Annotated in this window: 15 protein-coding genes; 3 read left to right on the forward strand and 12 right to left on the reverse strand. The window is 43.4% G+C overall.

Annotated elements, in window-relative coordinates; all coding sequences use genetic code 11:
- The first annotated feature begins 473 nt into the window (after nucleotides 1-473).
- Nucleotides 474-1,034 carry a hypothetical protein gene (locus F8N00_RS09090; protein WP_421018072.1) on the forward strand — a complete coding sequence of 187 codons (561 nt, stop codon included), beginning with the start codon at nucleotides 474-476 and terminating at the stop codon, nucleotides 1,032-1,034.
- A gap of 32 nt (nucleotides 1,035-1,066) precedes the next feature.
- On the opposite strand, the gene F8N00_RS09095 is transcribed toward F8N00_RS09090, so the two are convergent.
- From F8N00_RS09095 to F8N00_RS09140, 10 genes are all read right to left on the reverse strand, one after another.
- Nucleotides 1,067-1,393: a hypothetical protein gene (locus F8N00_RS09095; RefSeq protein ID WP_421018073.1), complete on the reverse strand. Its 327-nt coding sequence runs from the start codon at nucleotides 1,391-1,393 to the stop codon at nucleotides 1,067-1,069.
- 471 nt (nucleotides 1,394-1,864) lie between these two features.
- On the reverse strand, nucleotides 1,865-2,239 hold the full coding sequence (locus tag F8N00_RS09100) for a DUF2577 family protein (protein WP_421018074.1): 375 nt from the start codon (nucleotides 2,237-2,239) through the stop codon (nucleotides 1,865-1,867).
- Nucleotides 2,214-4,772 carry a phage tail protein gene (locus F8N00_RS09105; RefSeq protein ID WP_421018075.1) on the reverse strand — a complete coding sequence of 853 codons (2,559 nt, stop codon included), beginning with the start codon at nucleotides 4,770-4,772 and terminating at the stop codon, nucleotides 2,214-2,216. The genes F8N00_RS09100 and F8N00_RS09105 overlap by 26 nt, the downstream gene beginning before the upstream one ends.
- Nucleotides 4,769-5,062, reverse strand: a complete 294-nt coding sequence (locus F8N00_RS09110) for a hypothetical protein (protein ID WP_421018076.1) — start codon at nucleotides 5,060-5,062, stop codon at nucleotides 4,769-4,771. The genes F8N00_RS09105 and F8N00_RS09110 overlap by 4 nt, the downstream gene beginning before the upstream one ends.
- Before the next feature lie 48 nt (nucleotides 5,063-5,110).
- The gene (locus F8N00_RS09115; protein WP_421018077.1) at nucleotides 5,111-5,650 is read right to left on the reverse strand and encodes a hypothetical protein; all 540 of its coding nucleotides are present in this window, start codon (nucleotides 5,648-5,650) and stop codon (nucleotides 5,111-5,113) included.
- A 69-nt stretch (nucleotides 5,651-5,719) separates the two neighbouring features.
- Nucleotides 5,720-7,588 carry a DEAD/DEAH box helicase gene (locus F8N00_RS09120; protein WP_421018078.1) on the reverse strand — a complete coding sequence of 623 codons (1,869 nt, stop codon included), beginning with the start codon at nucleotides 7,586-7,588 and terminating at the stop codon, nucleotides 5,720-5,722.
- Nucleotides 7,585-7,806 (reverse strand): hypothetical protein, encoded by a 222-nt coding sequence (locus tag F8N00_RS09125; protein ID WP_421018079.1) that lies wholly within the window; start codon nucleotides 7,804-7,806, stop codon nucleotides 7,585-7,587. Before F8N00_RS09125 ends, F8N00_RS09120 begins: the two co-directional genes overlap by 4 nt.
- A 1,767-nt stretch (nucleotides 7,807-9,573) precedes the next feature.
- Nucleotides 9,574-9,978: a hypothetical protein gene (locus tag F8N00_RS09130; protein ID WP_421018080.1), complete on the reverse strand. Its 405-nt coding sequence runs from the start codon at nucleotides 9,976-9,978 to the stop codon at nucleotides 9,574-9,576.
- Nucleotides 9,979-9,981: 3 nt separating this feature from the next.
- Complete coding sequence (locus F8N00_RS09135) at nucleotides 9,982-10,509, reverse strand: hypothetical protein (RefSeq protein ID WP_421018081.1); 528 nt, start codon at nucleotides 10,507-10,509, stop codon at nucleotides 9,982-9,984.
- Nucleotides 10,509-10,670, reverse strand: coding sequence for a hypothetical protein (locus tag F8N00_RS09140; RefSeq protein WP_421018082.1), 162 nt, complete (start codon nucleotides 10,668-10,670; stop codon nucleotides 10,509-10,511). The genes F8N00_RS09135 and F8N00_RS09140 overlap by 1 nt, the downstream gene beginning before the upstream one ends.
- 457 nt (nucleotides 10,671-11,127) lie before the next feature.
- Between F8N00_RS09140 and F8N00_RS09145 the strand changes: the two genes are divergently transcribed.
- Together F8N00_RS09145 and F8N00_RS09150 are read left to right on the forward strand one after the other, a co-directional pair.
- On the forward strand, nucleotides 11,128-11,316 hold the full coding sequence (locus tag F8N00_RS09145) for a YegP family protein (RefSeq protein WP_421018083.1): 189 nt from the start codon (nucleotides 11,128-11,130) through the stop codon (nucleotides 11,314-11,316).
- A gap of 59 nt (nucleotides 11,317-11,375) precedes the next feature.
- Nucleotides 11,376-11,585, forward strand: a complete 210-nt coding sequence (locus F8N00_RS09150; RefSeq protein ID WP_421018084.1) for a hypothetical protein — start codon at nucleotides 11,376-11,378, stop codon at nucleotides 11,583-11,585.
- A gap of 548 nt (nucleotides 11,586-12,133) precedes the next feature.
- Here the strand turns inward: F8N00_RS09150 and F8N00_RS09155 are convergent.
- Nucleotides 12,134-13,141 carry a hypothetical protein gene (locus tag F8N00_RS09155; protein ID WP_421018085.1) on the reverse strand — a complete coding sequence of 336 codons (1,008 nt, stop codon included), beginning with the start codon at nucleotides 13,139-13,141 and terminating at the stop codon, nucleotides 12,134-12,136.
- A 179-nt stretch (nucleotides 13,142-13,320) separates the two neighbouring features.
- The gene (locus tag F8N00_RS09160; RefSeq protein WP_421018086.1) at nucleotides 13,321-14,412 is read right to left on the reverse strand and encodes a tyrosine-type recombinase/integrase; all 1,092 of its coding nucleotides are present in this window, start codon (nucleotides 14,410-14,412) and stop codon (nucleotides 13,321-13,323) included.
- Nucleotides 14,413-14,610 lie beyond the last annotated feature (198 nt).

The raw sequence follows: 14,610 nt of genomic DNA on the forward strand, positions 1-14,610 counted from the left end.
GTTGCGATGGCATTCGGATTCGTGATCGTGAATTAAGAACCGAAGTATTTTCGGAACCCTACGATCATTTATCGCCAGTTTGCGCGAGTTGTCGATTTTTATAAGATTGATATTAAAGTAAAGCGCTAATACATATTCTATCTTAGAGTAATTATAGCAACTTATAATTAATAATAAAGTGCTATTATCGATTTTACTTTTTTACTTTTTTTTGATATTATAGCCAATAAGAAGCTTCAATATTTCTTTAAATTTCTTAAATACCCCTAACTTTTGAAAAATATTTTATATTACTTCCAACAAACTATACCACTTCCAACAAATATTTTTATTACTTTTCAAAATAGCTTATTTAATTAAAAATACTATTAGATATTATCAACTATCCAATTCTTTTATTAAAACTAAAACAACTGCACCTTTAAATCATATTAATTGAAGCCTCTATTCGGAAAGGGGGGTCTAAGATCCTTATGACGAGCCACAATGATCCAAAACAAACAGCTAACGCTCTAGCTAGTGGACAGACAAGTGATTCTGTTCTCAGATCAATAGCACCAGACCTTATTGTAACTTCATTGAATGAATCTCAGGTTCAAGAGTTTATAAAAGGACTTTCAGATCACCCCGATCGTTACTTCAGAAGCAATACAATTGGTGTGGATATGACAGATGACCAATATCATCGTGTTTCTGGATTAATTAAACTCTTGTTAAACTCTTTAAACGAAGATAATGACTTTTATTCTGAGATATGCGAAATAAATCTTACAGATCACTTTTTAGAACGTTTAGAATTAAGGTCAGATAAGTTCACCAGTGTTTCCCCTGAAGAATTCAGCAAGATAAGAGGCTATATCGCAGGCTTTAAAGATGTTTCAATGATTTTTAGATGGAATCATCGAGGAATAACCTATGTACTTGCTCCAGAAGCGCCTTCTCAAGATAAAGATCGGATTATCGTTTCACTTAAAAAGCACAGAAACAAAACTTTAAAAGTGATTGTCCACGCAATTACTTATTACGAAGATTAAAAAAAGGAAACCGCCATTTTAGCGGTTTCCTTTTATTGATTACCAACAGAATAAGCTTCTACTTCACTGTAATTAAAAACAATCTCATCTTTCTCTCCAGAAGAGTATAAGATTGATCCATTTTTAAATGCTTTAAGAAACTTTACTAATACCCGTTCAACATCGTAAGGAATAAAACTGTCTCCCAAATCACCTTCAATATAAGTGAAGCGAGGGACACTTTTTATCACGATTTCGTTGCCAGCAGAGTCCTTATCATGTAAATCAGCATAAATTCTGTGTGGCTCATCATCATATCTAATCTGATCGTTATCAGAAAAGAATTCGTGCATTATATCCATTTCGCTGATTGTAGACACTTTTATTCCTCCTTTTTAGAGATGTATTACTTCGATTAGTGTTATATAACCGCTGTAATAAATATTAAACGTCTTTACATCAAATATTTAACGTCAGGGATATTATCATTTATGAAAAGATATGTCAACTATTTTTTTCGATTAAGTTAATTTTAGCACTTTTTTTTAGAGTTGTCACTCTTAAATACGGATAATTCCTTGTGCTATATCTTTTTTTACGTTTTGTTCATTTATTTGCTATATTTATACAAGTTATTTTCTTCCTCAATGTTACTATCGCACTCGACTGGTATTTTGTTAATAGTCATATACTACTGATTTCGACTAAATCCTTTTTATTTTGTGTTAATTTTTTTATTTAGACGAATATCGTAATTAATTTAAACGCGATAGTTGAAATAATTAGAATAGAACGAAGGTCGGCGAGTACTTACGCTGATCTTCGTCTATTTTCGTTAACCCAAACCCAGCCTATAAGTCGTCAGCGAACATCACGCGATCGATTAAAATATACCTCGACCGGTTGTCGCTGGAATCGTACATCAATAATGCGCGATCCCCTCGCTTCAAACCGTTCCTTACTTTAGCAGTACGAGTTACCCCGTCCATCTCGACATCGACGGTATAGTCGGTCAATCGCTCAGACACGATAAGGTCCTCTGCGATTAATACCTCGTCAGAACCGTCCATTAGCACTTCGAGAGGATTTTCGTTTACTATCGTACACACATCTAACTCGAGATACCTGTTGTATCCCAGTCTCCCTATCACACTGCGCAAGTTAGTCGCAGCGTTGTGTTTACTCAAACCTAACGCCCCCTTAATAATGCCGATCGTCAACTCCATCAATCAATGCTGCTAGTCCCATCGCCACTTTCGCAATATCCGCTTCTTCGCGAATCGTTACGCCTTGCATCGTAATGTTGATTGAGCGATCAATGGTGCCACCTACGCTAGAAGCCGAAGTCCCTGCGCTAGGATTAATGACCGGACGGTTACCGTTACGACTAGATAAGACGCCTGATTTGCGCAACGTGTGCGATTGACTTGCGGTTAGTACGGACTCACCAGAGTGTAGCGTTGCCTGGTAGCCATTGAATGGGATGTTGTAAGCGCCAGAATAGTGTTTACCGTCCGACTTTTTACCGCCCGACTTACCACCGGATCCTCCGATCATATCGGAAACATAGCTAACGATTGATCCGACGCTTGGTAACGTTGATTTGATTTGGTTCCAAACCATGTCGCCGATTGCCGATAGACTTCCGACTGCACTGCTAAAACTCGAAAGTAGCTTACCAGGTAGCGATTGTCCCCACTCAATTACTTTATCCTTTGCGCTACTCAGTTTCGTCGTGACAGTTTGTAAAATCGATTGAAAACCGTTCGAGACGCTATTTTTAATCGATGATAGGCTGTTTGCGAAGAACCCTTTGATAGCCGACCATGAGCCGGATACCGTTGATTTCACACCGTTAAAGCCGCCGGTGAAGAATCCTTTGATTGATGACCAAGCTCCCGAAACACTCGATTTAATCGACGAAATGCTGTTCGAGAAGTAGCTTCGAATTGAGCTCCATCCCGCGGAAACAGTGGATCGTAACCCTGTAAAGAGAGCAGCTCCAGCTTTCAAAATTCTCCCGACGAATATCAAGTTCACGTAGCCCCAAATTGCTTGGACGGCGCCGAAGAAGACCTGTTTAATACCGGACCACATCGTTGAGAAATTACCTGTGAAGATACCCGTGAAGACTTTAACTACGCCCATGATTACGTTCAGCGCTCCCGAAATAACATTCTTGATAGCATTCCATGCACCAACCACGATTGTTTTGACCAACGCAAATCCAATCATGAAAATCGGAGTCAGTATCGCCATACCAGCGCGAACGACGGTCGTTATCGCAGTCCATACGTTCATGAGCGCGGTCAAGATTTGCGCGCCGTTCTGCGTCCAAAACTGTTGCATCATCGTTAGCTTCGACTGGACGAACGCAGTAACTGCCGACATGGCTTGCGAAACGTACGGAGCTAGGAAATTGAACACCGACATGGCCGCGCTTTTGATACCGTTCCACACAGCAGCTACACCAGCTCTAAACGTCTCCGACCGATTGTAAAGCAAGTAGAACGCCGTTCCCAACAATGTTATTCCAGCGGCTACTGCGACAACGGTCCCCATGATGGAAGCGAACCCAACGACAACCGGTGCTAGCAACGGTGCCATCGCCCCGATCGCTGCTCCGAGCCCTCCAAACAGCCCGATACCTACAGCGAGTGGCGAAAGTATAAGCGTGAGTGCTGGTACTAAGATCATGAATGCTGAAGCAACTTTCGCAATTGTCGGATGTGCCTCCTGGAACTTCACTATCATATCGCTAATTTTCGTTGTGACATTATAAATCGGAGTCATCAATTCTGCGAACGTCTGAACGAGAGGATCGAACGTCTGCGAGATACTTGCGGTCATCGCTTTAAATGAATCTGCGTAACCTTTGTTAGCATCCATCGCCGACTTGTGTAGCTTCGAGTAAAATGCGTATGCTGCGACACCAGCTACGAGTGCAACCGCAGTGAATCGCATTAAGCCCTGCGAAATCATCCGAGTCATATCGTTGAGCTGTTTCATGTTCGCAGTTGGTCCTAACGCCTTTAAAGCTAGTGCTGCCGGCATCCCACGCTTTGCAATGCCCTCTAAACCGCTCGCTACGCTGAGTAACGGAGTATTTAATTTGTAAATCGGATTATTCATTCTAGCGAAGTTGTCCGCAATCTTACTTGATTGAGTCGACCGCGCCATCATGGATCCGACCGACTGATAAAATGACATTTTTGCCATTTCGTTAGAGGCGATCATCGCGTCCTTCGTCTTCTTATCGGCTTTACCCATTTTCTCGATCTGATTGATAAAGTCAGCGGTCGTGCCGGTATACTCCTTACTAGATTTCGCCAGTTGAAAGTAGGCGTATTGCGATTTAATCGAATCATCACGCAAACCGTTCATGGCCACGCGTTGCTGTGCAAAAGCCGACTGAATCTCTGCGCTCATGCGTTGCGCTTCGGCACTCACGCCTTTAAAGACCTGGCGTATCTTACGACCTAGCGAATCGTAGCGAACCTCTGCGCCATCCAGCGCTTGGGTTGTGTCAATCGACTGTAGATCGTCGGATACAGCGGTCGATGCAGCTGAGAGTGTTTTAAACGCTTGCGATACGCTATTCGAAGCCGTTGAAGCGCCACTGAATGATCGTGTCATAGCACCTACAGTGGACATCGCACTCGTCGTACTAGACTCGAACATGCGCAGTGCTGCGGTTTGCTTCTTCATTGGCGCGGAAAATTGATCCTGCAACGAGATCAACGCTTGTAATTGCATCATGTGCGGTCACCCTCGTCGATCAGGTGTTCAACCTCTATACCGATAAGCTCTAACGAGTCGCTGTATAGCGCCATCGCCGCTCGATACGTGAGAGCAGTCTTTTTTGTATGAATACCATTTACCAAGATGAGCCTTTCGACGACACGTAGCGCATCTCTATTACCAATCTTTTTTGCACCTTTGATGTAAGCTACAAACTCATCTTCGCTTGCCGGAAACTTATGCAGTAGTTCAACGACTCTTGTGTCATGTAAAATGACTAACTTCTTATTTTGCTCTAAGAATTTCATTTTATCGTCCTCCTGGAATGTAATAAAAAAACGCCGAATGACTCAATGTCATCCAGCGCGTTTTACTTTTCTTTTTTCTACATAATTGGCAACAACAGTGAAACCATCTTTGGGGTTCAATCCAAGACTAATCATTTGCGCTCTTTGACTCTCGACAAGTGCATCAATCTCCCCTTCCTCAAAACTATCCAACATCATTCGAGTCACTACAGGACGCTTCCGATTGAATAGCTTGCTAAGGGGCTTCACGGACTTCCTTTTATTTAAGGGCAGTCGAACCAACTGCATGTTAGCGACAGTGTTTGTCCCTAAACCGCTCTTGCACCGTAGACCGATCACATGGTCAAGAGAAAGGTATGATTGGCTCTCCGGATCTTTGAAAGTCAGCAAGTTACCTGAAATCGCACAACGTCCCGACTGCTTCATGTATAGCTCTGTAAGTTCTGATGTAGTGATGCGGTCATCCAGTCCCAGTTCTGCGGCACTCCGATTAGCTTTCTCAGCGCAACGCTGTAGACGCCCTAATAGTGTGTGTCGAGACTGTCGCTTCTTTCGGTTTGCAATCCGTCGTTTTTGATCTTCCGTCATTTGGCACCATTCCAATCTAGTTTTTTATATGCAAAAAGCGCCTCCCCGAAGGAAGACGCCTTTGTGTAATCAATTTGATTTTTTATACTTCTGTGTCGAAACACGTTCGTAGCCATGCGCTGTAAAAACACGATTTAATGTCTGGTTCTCTCGTAAAGCGCGGGTGAGCGAGTTCGGTGCAATCCCGATAGCACTGCAAATCTGCGCCTTCTTTAACTCCGGTTCATCGTGTGTCTGTAGTAGATCAGCGATTGCTTTGACTGTATCGCTGTATTCGCCTTTTAAAATCGGTTCATGAACTATCTTCGCACCAGGAAATGCCTGAGCGATCATTGCTACAGCCTCGTCAGGAACAGCTAAGAGATAGGCAGTTAGCGCGTCTTCTTTTCTACCTGGGCGCAATCTACCGATGTTTTGGATTGTTGTAACACCGATATGCGAGTTAACCACGCCTTGCACTAATGGATCCGCATAGAGAATCGAAGCACTACGATCAGGTTTATAGTGTCCATCGATTTGTTCATCGGGGTAGCGACTGTCTCCGATAGCTATGTTCGTGATAGCAGCGGGAATCGCAGTACCTACCTGCAAGATTGCGTCTGCATGCTCGTAATCGTTCACTCCACGGCCGCTGTCGTTCGGTTTGTACAAGACACTATCCGGATTAACCGCAGCAAGACGCTGCATAAGCAGTTCCATCGGATCCCCTTTAAATACGGACACCAAGAGTTGCTCATGCTCGAGCATTAGCTCGCCTTCGACTAAATAGCGCAGTCTTTCGATGTTATCTGGACTCGATGCCCATCGTTTAGATGCGGTGACTGCGTTACAGACTCGAATTGTAAGATTTGAATAATCGAATACTGGCGTCTCCGGGCGAATGATTTGAAGGCTCGGCAACAAGTCGTACATTGCGTCAAAATCCGCTGTGGCATCGAAGAAAACGACATCATACGGATTCAAGGACCCAGCTAAGGATTCGAAACAAGACAGCCCGAAATCGTTGACGGAAGCGCCAAGTTTATCAGTCAAATAGACCCCATCCGACTTAGTTTGCTTCCACTCTAACCGCGCCCCGGTCTGTACGATATATTCAAATGACTTTAACAGTCGCTCGAAATCAAAGCCGAAGCGAGCGCGTGCTTGTTCGACTAGGCTTGGGGGTAGCGAAAATGCCTCATTAATCGCAGGTATGCGCTTTGCGTGAAATGACTCGCGTTCAGTCCGATCAATCACGTCAGACAAGTTCCGGATATGTTGACGTACATCTTCGAAGGCACGAACAGCAAAGTTAGTACCGGTGCATCGGCGAGTATTCTCTACGACGTTCTCTAGATTCGTCATAATCGTGCTCAACGAGCTTCGTGAGATAGCGTGCTCGCGTAGTAACGGAAGTTGTTCATCAACGATAATTGAACGAGTGTCTTTCAATGTACCGACAGCTCCCGTAAACTGCGCCAACCGACTATCAAACATTCCGGAATCAAGCGCGATTCGGAACATTGCGTGTGTTAGGATCACGATTCGGAACTCATGCGCAGTATCTAGCTGTCGTGCGTAATCTGTCTCGTCAACAAAGCTATCTTTACGACGGATTGCGATGGCAGAACCTTCGCGTGCTTCGTTAGCTGCGGTCACCAGTTCGTCCACGGCTTCAACGCGCGGAACTACGACAACGATCGGACTACCGGAATGCTTCGCTGTGGCTTCGATGAATCGCGTAATCAACAGCGTCTTACCTAAACCGACGTCAGCGACGATGGCGACCTTTTTGTCGTAAGCACGACGATTCACCAGCACGTCAACCATGCGATAAAAGTGCGCTTCTTGCGATTCTGTGACCGATTTGCCGTTCGTTTCTAGCGTAGTAGTCACGCTTCCTACTAAATCAGTTCGACAAAGTGTTGACTGTTTAAACGGTCTTGAAATTAGCGTCATTTCACCAGCTCCTTTACGATTTGCGTGCATTCCTTGCCTTTTCGCGCAAGATAATCAGTTAAAAATGCGATAATCTTGCGTTTGTTCTTCGGATCATTCGGTTGGTACGTCGGATATGAGATAATTTGATGCGTGATGTAGCGCGAGACTCCGGTTTGGCGCGAGATTTCTCGGACTGACAAGCCTGAAACGTTCAACATTTCTTGAATAGAATTCATCTTGCTCTCCTCCCTTGGATAAGCCAATGTGGCTAATACAACGCAAAAAAAGCAATCCGACAGATGCCGAATCGCTAAAATAATTTATGTTTTAATACCTCTTCATACTTATAGGCAACAATTAGTGCTTTTTGTCGGGTTTTTAATGAAAATAAATTGGAGACAGTACATCCTCATATATACATACAACAATTCGGGCTTTTTACAGGCAAACTTCGCAAAATAAATTTAATTATTTTTATCAGCCATACCTTCTCATATAGTAAGGTAACAATCGGCACTTTTAGGAGGATAAATAACAAAAATACCCTCTCATACTTATAGGCAACAATTAGAGCTTTTTACACTATTTTTAACGAAAATAATTAGCAACTATTTTTAGTGGTGTGCTCAATGACAACACTTCCTCATATATATGTGCAACAATCCAGGCTTTTTGTGCGGTTTTTAAGCAAAATAATCTGTAATACGTGCCCTCTCATACTTACGTATAACAATTAGCGGTTTTTGTTCCGTTTTTAACGAAAATAAATTTAATCGAGACCCCTTCATATAGTAAAGATAACAATTAGCGCTTTTTGTACGGTTTTTATCGAAAATAAATTTAATTATTTTGATCAGGCTATGCCTTCTCATATATACGTACAACAATTAGAGCTTTTTACAACCTAATTGCGCAAAATAATTCGCAACTATTTTTATTAACGTTGATTGGCGTCATTTACCGTACTTAATCGCCTAATTTTTATAGCGCAATTATCCGTTCTTGTTATATCGCATCTATTCATTACCAACTGCTCATAAATACGTCAGTATACCTCGCGCGAGATTTGTCGTTAGACAAAGATCGCAGGTTCTTATTTCGATAATAAAAAACAAACAGGCACTCATTAAAGTCTTTTATGGAAGATTGTTTGTTTTTGAAGTTCAAGAACTAGTTCCGCTGACGCGTCACACGTGTATTAGCAATGTAAATGATTATGTCGACTATACAAGAGTTTGTTATTCGCGCGAGATTTGTCGTTAGACAAAGATCGCAGGTTCTTATATCCGTAATACTGCGCTATTTAAGACTAAGAGTACTTTTTCGCTAAAAACGCGGAAAGTCATTGGCGCTCTAAGACTAAACGCTGTTTTGCGATTAGACGAATTTGACCCTCTTTTAGCGACCAATTGGACGTATTTGACCCTGTGGCGTTTAATTGCGCCCTAATTAGCGCTCTCTAAGACTAAGAGAACTTTTTGCCCAAAAAACGCGGAAACCGTTGCGGCTCTAAGGTTGAGTGCACTTTTGCAATTGAACGTATTTGTCAGTGAAATGGCGACCAATTGAACGTATTTGTCAGTCATCACGATTTAACGCGATAAAGGGCGTGACGCTATCACACGAAATAACTCGCCGATCAACGCAACTTGGCGACCTTATCTCGGTGTCACTGCGCTACCTTCCGGAATCCCTCACCTACTGACGTATGCACTTTCGATTCTATGCGTAAATTACCGCCCACCAATCGTAAAAATCGAAGGTGTCGCGAATTGCGGGTATGTCGGTATGGTGCGATGGTATAACGCTAGAATCGCGCTATAAACAGCGGTAAAAAAGGTAGACTATATTACTCGTTCGATTCTTCGCTATCCAATCGCGATTACAGCGCAGCCTTTCCGTACCCATACCAACACCTTCGCTAGTTGCGCCATGCTCCGTTTTCCCAAGAATAGACACGAAAAAAGACGCCCATAGGCGCCTATACGGTATTGCTATTAAATTTAGCGAGCTACTTCGATACGTGCTTCGATGCGTACGATTTCGGTTACTACATTGCCGCAAGCATAGCGCCCAATCTCGCCAGGTACCGGAATCCAATCGTCAATGCGGTCGTCGCCGATCGACATGCCGATTGCGAGGTTGATGGCTTCACGCAAGGCTGCGGAAGAACTGTCACGTCGGACGTAATCTAAATCGATTTCTGCGCCAGCGATTTCGCTATCGGTAACTGGCGCCGACTCTGCGTAGACGACTTCCTCAAGTCCCCAGGGTAGCGTCACCTTGATTTGACTGCGGAAACTGATGCTCACAGTGTTGTTCGGTACAGTCCATGTCGTGTCTAGTGCTGGTAGCTCGATTGTTGCCGCTGAGTTCGTACGTTTCGCTCGTATAAGTAGATTTTGCATTTATTAATCCTCCTCTTCGTCTTCATCATCGCTTACATAAATCTTTTCGAATCGATCACCGTACGCAAGTTGATAGGTAAGATCTGATATGAATATCCGAACTTTGTCGCCGTAAACTAATCTTCTTTTATCGTCGTAACCTACTCGGTACAAGAATTCTTCAGCGATGGAAAACCCGAAAAGTTCATCAGATGCCGAAGAAAGTGCGACCTCTGCTATAAACTCCGAAATTCCACGACGCGACAGATTATACAAATCTCTATCGTAACCCCGTTCACGAGGTCGATGGAATGAGCACTGCCCTCGCCATGAAAAAATCGGAGTGTCGACCAAAACCTCTGCTTCGAAAACGATACCGTGAACAAAGGCTGGTCTATCACCAATTTTTAATGGATATATGATCTGGTCTATAAACGGGAAAATTTCCGAACGTTCTAAATCAGATGAAAGTTCATCAAAACCTATTGCTGTCCGATTATAAAGTTCGGTCTTTCGGTACAAGTCTGTTTTTACGTTGTCCAGTTCAATCATCAAGCCACCTCAACGTCTTGCAGAATGGCGTAAGCAATTTTTCTAGCCTCTTCGATCGAGCATTTTAAAAGTCTTGCGGCCTCACTTAATCCGACTACATAGGTTACAGTATTGCGAGTCACCCAAAACTGTCCGAATCCTTTATTCTCTAATTTCACCATCTATATCCCTCCAAATCCCTAAAATGTAATTCTGTACCTTTAGTGTACATACTTGTACTTACTTTTGGAAGGTATTGTTTATTATTTTGGTCAATAATGTAAGTATTTGTACACACGTTTTAATGAATGGTGTTACATTTGCTCAAAGGAGTGTGGTATGAAAGTGGATGAGAAGAAGAATAGACTACGGAAGCGAGTAAATTTTACTCTTTCGGATGAAACACTGGCGAGGATGGACGAAATCGTAGACGCACACGGATCTAATCGATCAAAGCTCGTTGATATAGCGATTGCAAACGTCTATCTACGACACCAACAAGGATTGCCGCTAAAATCTGAAATTAACGAAGAGCTGCGCTAATATAGCGCGGCTTTTTTGATTAAACCGTTTCCTAAAGTAATTAATTCAACGAGATAAATATGTTGTAAAATATTGTTAATAAGGAGGTGAACATAAATGCGATTTGAAATTGATTTCAACAGTAAAGGTGAGCCATATTTCCGATTTGTTGCAAATAACAATAAAACACTCTTCCATAGTCAAGGTTATGACGACATAAGAGATTGTAAACATGCTATTGAGCTGACGAAGCAATACGCCGCTCAAGCTGAAGTTGTTGATGTACGACACAAGAGTCTGTACTAAGAAATCGGGGAATCTGTTAGCGCAGTTCCCCTTTTTAATACACATAAGGAGGTGGAATCATGAAACTAAACATTATCCATAATCCCGACGGCAGCCTGTGTTTTCTTTTACTGGACCATGACGGCAGATTGATCGCAACCAGCGTCAATTACGAGACATACGAAGATTGCCTAATCGATGCGACAATTGTGCGATCAGGAACTATTTTCGCTGATATCGAATACCTTCCGCCGGCTAAAGGTCCGATTTACCTAGAGTTCAGACGCTAATTTTGGTGCGCGGATTTATTATCGCTCGGGAAGGAAAGAAAATAGATAGTGTACTTGGGGGTCCGGACTCCTCGCAGCACTCCGCAATTGATCGATGAATAAAAAACGTATTAACAACGCTACTTAACCATGTTGTGTGTCGTTAGTGTTATCGCAAGGAACGTTGGTGTTACGCCATTCGTCCGCATCCGCTCGGTCGTGTCCGTATGCATAGGCTATACACAGCTTTGAAACACCGCATAGTTGCGTCGAACGGCGCATGTATCGAACACCTTTTATGCAACAAATATACAGTGGATTAGTCGCCTCAAAAATAAATAGTGGACGTCTATCTGAAGCTGTGTGCGGACGTAGAGTATAGAAAAGTATAACTGTTTTTTCTGACTCCTACTATATTACGCCAGCACAAAACACCCATTACACTCTAGCCTCGAAATTAAATGTACCTGCGCATTCTACGCCCGATGCGGATTTGACCGGAACGAAACGGACATCTCGATTTCCATATCCTTCTATAATACGTGTACAGTGGAGCGTCATGTCCGCACTCACCCGACTTCACCGATAGAACACTCATCGATAATACTGCGAACCATCACCAATCCTTCGTCTGATGCGTACTCCTGCGCTACATATCGCCCATACACGATTGCTGCGTATCCGGACAACCCTTCGCCTTTTGATTCTTCCATCGCTAACTCAGCGGCCACCTGCGCCATTTCATCGCATACTAACGAAGTGACGACGCTTAAAAAGTAGCCAGTGATGCTGCGAAGGTTCTTCTTCTTCGCGACATAGGCAGTACGGATGGCTGCAGATTCAATCTGACGAATATATGCGAGCAGATCAAAATTGCGGGCGAGCAACGGAAACTGTCGTGATAAAACGTATCTGACGTGATTAGCGATACCTTTCGTTAGCAACTCGAGTCTCTGTTCAACTGGAATCGCTAACGGCTGTATCGCCCTCGTCAGTTCTGTTTCCACGTTAAAGGCGCTCAATATTTCATTCGGAGTAGCATCGAATGTTTTAGAGCTTGAAGAAAAAGAGCTTAAAAGAGAAGAAATTAATGGCGAATCATTTCGGCTAAGCGCTTGTGAATCATTTTGAATAGTGCCTTGCGGATCATTCGCCGGTTGCGTTTCTTCAAATTGCGGCACTCCGTTATCTATTTCGTTAGTAGCCGCTGCTTCTTCGATTGGTAAGGGCATTATACGAACTATATTCGAAGTCTGACGGTTATCAGAGCGTCGTTTAGCGTTATGTACCTCGATCATGCCAAGTGTGCGGAGCTTCTTAAAAGCGCGGAATATCGTTGCACGACCGCATCCGACGATAGTGGCAAGTTTGTTCGCAGATAAATAAGCTACGCCGATGTAGCGCAGAGCAAATTGATTTAACCGGTAGTACACCTCACGCTCTAATATCGTTAGTTGATCGCCGTTCAGCGTTACTTGCGCCCAGTACGTCGCATTGAGGTCGTCTACGCTATCATGCGTCGTCATTGAGGCTAGTGTTTCGGAGTTAAGTATGTGAGTGATATTTTTAAGTGACATTAGTATCGGCTCCCTTTTCGGAGCATCCATGCAAAATAACGCATCACTATATTATTGTGTGGCGTTACTAGCTTGCTTTTCGAGTGAATATTTCTTACACTAGAACTAGAGATTGGTGTTCATGTGTCGTCTGCCCCTGCCAGGGCTTACGTATTTCGCATGGACGCTTTTTTTTGTGTTCAGAATCTACTTCCTTTGGATAATTTTCGGAATTTGCGAATAGCAGATGCTCTCTCATGGACGTTTTGTACGTCGTTATCTGTCATCTGTACATAACGTCTCGTCATAGTGACGCTAGAGTGCCCTAGTAAGCGCATCAGCGTATAAGCATCGCCACCGTTCAGCACGTAGTTCCTAGCTGCAGTGTGTCGCCATGTATGAGCAGACGTGCGTATTCGCTTTCCAACCCCAGTCACCTCTCCGTAAAACTTCAACCTTTTATTCATGTTGTTAGGGTGCATTGGCACACCATTAGTCGACATGAAAAAATGCTCTGCTTCAGGGAAATGAAAAGTTGCTTCGGCTTGTAATTCCTCTAATAAATCCAATACTTCTTTAGAAATAGGTACAACACGTCCCTTACGATTCTTCGCCTTGTCACCGTTAATATAGAGACTTCTTGTTTTATAATTGACGTCTGAAAATCGAAGACCTGTAGCCTCGTTATTCCGTACTCCTGTATCTAACAGCAAAAATTGAAATACATAATCTCGAAAACCTACGAAAGTGCGCTGATCGCACGCATCAAGTAACGCAGTCACTTCGTCATCTGTAAAGGACTGAATCACATCGTCATCCGTTCGCTGGCGCCGTATGTTCGCCGTAGGATTCTTCTCAACCATCTTTTCTTCTTCGAAGTAGTTGAACATCGCTCTTAAGTTGCGGATTGCTCCGTTAACAGAGTTGGCAGATAGCCCTTTACCGAAATCTTTCTTTCCTAACGAAGGGTGATCGCCGTAACGTGGCGCTTCTTCCGTTAAATAAAGAACGAACTCTCGGACATGTGTATTTTCAACATCCGATACAAACATCACTTCGGGATACTTTTCGCGAAGCCAGCCGTCAAACTTTCGCCAAGTCAGCGAGTATGCTTCGACAGTTGCCGGTCTTAAATTCCGAGCTTTTCTAGACTCAAAAAATTCGCTGACTGCCCGATCTAGCGCAACATTCAAATCAGCCTTAATTATGGCGTCTTGCTTTCGCCCCTTACCGATTGGCGCACGCAATGTTCTGCGCACGCCTCCACCATTCATCGTTCTTCTTTTAGCCATAAAAAATAGCGCCTCCCATCGTTTTACCGATAGAAGACGCATTAGCGCGGTGCTCACGTAGTAATAATCAATCTTATCCTTCGACATTATCACCCTTCGCATCCCTGCGCTCATTTGCGTCAGTTAGCGCTCAGTAGGCGAATAACTTAACAGCCACCCGGTGTCCCGGCATTCGTTGCCGTCCGGAACGATGTCCCG

This window comes from Exiguobacterium sp. A1_3_1 (assembly GCF_048985645.1).
In the GTDB taxonomy this organism is placed as follows: Bacteria; Bacillota; Bacilli; order Exiguobacteriales; family Exiguobacteriaceae; genus Exiguobacterium_A; species Exiguobacterium_A indicum.

Coding starts and splice junctions, on each gene's coding strand:
- F8N00_RS09090 (WP_421018072.1), top strand. CDS start 474: ATGACGAGCCACAATGATCCAAAACAAACAGCTAACGCTCTAGCTAGT.
- F8N00_RS09100 (WP_421018074.1), bottom strand. CDS start 2,239: ATGGAGTTGACGATCGGCATTATTAAGGGGGCGTTAGGTTTGAGTAAA.
- F8N00_RS09105 (WP_421018075.1), bottom strand. CDS start 4,772: ATGATGCAATTACAAGCGTTGATCTCGTTGCAGGATCAATTTTCCGCG.
- F8N00_RS09110 (WP_421018076.1), bottom strand. CDS start 5,062: ATGAAATTCTTAGAGCAAAATAAGAAGTTAGTCATTTTACATGACACA.
- F8N00_RS09115 (WP_421018077.1), bottom strand. CDS start 5,650: ATGACGGAAGATCAAAAACGACGGATTGCAAACCGAAAGAAGCGACAG.
- F8N00_RS09120 (WP_421018078.1), bottom strand. CDS start 7,588: ATGACGCTAATTTCAAGACCGTTTAAACAGTCAACACTTTGTCGAACT.
- F8N00_RS09125 (WP_421018079.1), bottom strand. CDS start 7,806: ATGAATTCTATTCAAGAAATGTTGAACGTTTCAGGCTTGTCAGTCCGA.
- F8N00_RS09130 (WP_421018080.1), bottom strand. CDS start 9,978: ATGCAAAATCTACTTATACGAGCGAAACGTACGAACTCAGCGGCAACA.
- F8N00_RS09135 (WP_421018081.1), bottom strand. CDS start 10,509: ATGATTGAACTGGACAACGTAAAAACAGACTTGTACCGAAAGACCGAA.
- F8N00_RS09140 (WP_421018082.1), bottom strand. CDS start 10,670: ATGGTGAAATTAGAGAATAAAGGATTCGGACAGTTTTGGGTGACTCGC.
- F8N00_RS09145 (WP_421018083.1), top strand. CDS start 11,128: ATGCGATTTGAAATTGATTTCAACAGTAAAGGTGAGCCATATTTCCGA.
- F8N00_RS09150 (WP_421018084.1), top strand. CDS start 11,376: ATGAAACTAAACATTATCCATAATCCCGACGGCAGCCTGTGTTTTCTT.
- F8N00_RS09155 (WP_421018085.1), bottom strand. CDS start 13,141: ATGTCACTTAAAAATATCACTCACATACTTAACTCCGAAACACTAGCC.
- F8N00_RS09160 (WP_421018086.1), bottom strand. CDS start 14,412: ATGGCTAAAAGAAGAACGATGAATGGTGGAGGCGTGCGCAGAACATTG.